This is a genomic window from Bartonella sp. CR127HXZ, assembly GCF_042194555.1.
GTDB classification, from domain to species: Bacteria; Pseudomonadota; Alphaproteobacteria; order Rhizobiales; family Rhizobiaceae; genus Bartonella; species Bartonella grahamii.
Genome location: NZ_JBHIMZ010000067.1, coordinates 1 through 764 on the forward strand (window position 1 = coordinate 1; position 764 = coordinate 764).

The 764-nt window shown below is 42.4% G+C and carries 1 protein-coding gene; it reads left to right on the forward strand.

Annotated features, from left to right (window positions below):
• Positions 1-225 precede the first annotated feature (225 nt).
• A partial coding sequence (locus tag ACFIKY_RS09130) for a lysozyme (protein WP_375661745.1) occupies positions 226-764 on the forward strand: 539 nt, incomplete at its 3' end.

The following is a 764-nucleotide window of genomic DNA, read 5'->3' on the forward strand; positions in this document are numbered from 1 at the left end:
AGTTTACGTGTAGACATAAATGTTATGTTGGGAGGAGGCGATTGGACTGGTGGCTCTAACAATGATCATCTTGTACGGAATTTTGCGCATTCTCGTTATGTAGAAGATGAAAAAATAGGCGCCCGTGGATGTAGCGACCCATTTTATTATAATTAGTGCGAGATTGATTAGAACATCATTTTATCCAGCCCCACTTTTGTGGGGCTTTTTTTTATGGAGCGTCAGATGAGAAAAATATCGAAAGAAGGATTAGAGCTTATCAAACAATGGGAAGGTTTGCGTTTAGAGGCTTATAGAGATACGGCATGTGTTTGGACGATTGGTTATGGTCACACCAGCAATGCGGGTCATCCCCTTGTCAAAAAAGGCATGTGTATTAGCCAAGAGCAAGCAGAAGAAATCCTTTGTAAAGACTTAAAGCAATTTGAGCAGACGGTAGAGGAATCGGTTACGGTTTCGTTAACGGATTGCCAATTCGCGGCATTGGTCTCGTTTTGCTATAATGTAGGAAAAGCTGCTTTTTGCAAGTCAACATTGTTGAAGAAGCTTAATCAAGGCGATTATGAAGCCGTTCCTGTTGAATTACAGAAATGGAATAAGGTCGGTGGGAAGCCTCTTGCTGGTTTAGCCAACCGTCGAGCAGCAGAAGCGGGATTATGGGTAAAAGGGGCTTATGTTTCTTCGAATTATCAAAGGGTAGAAACGAAAACGGCAACAGGTCTTTTCAAGGTAGAAGCACTTGCCCCGATTATAGGGTCTTGTTC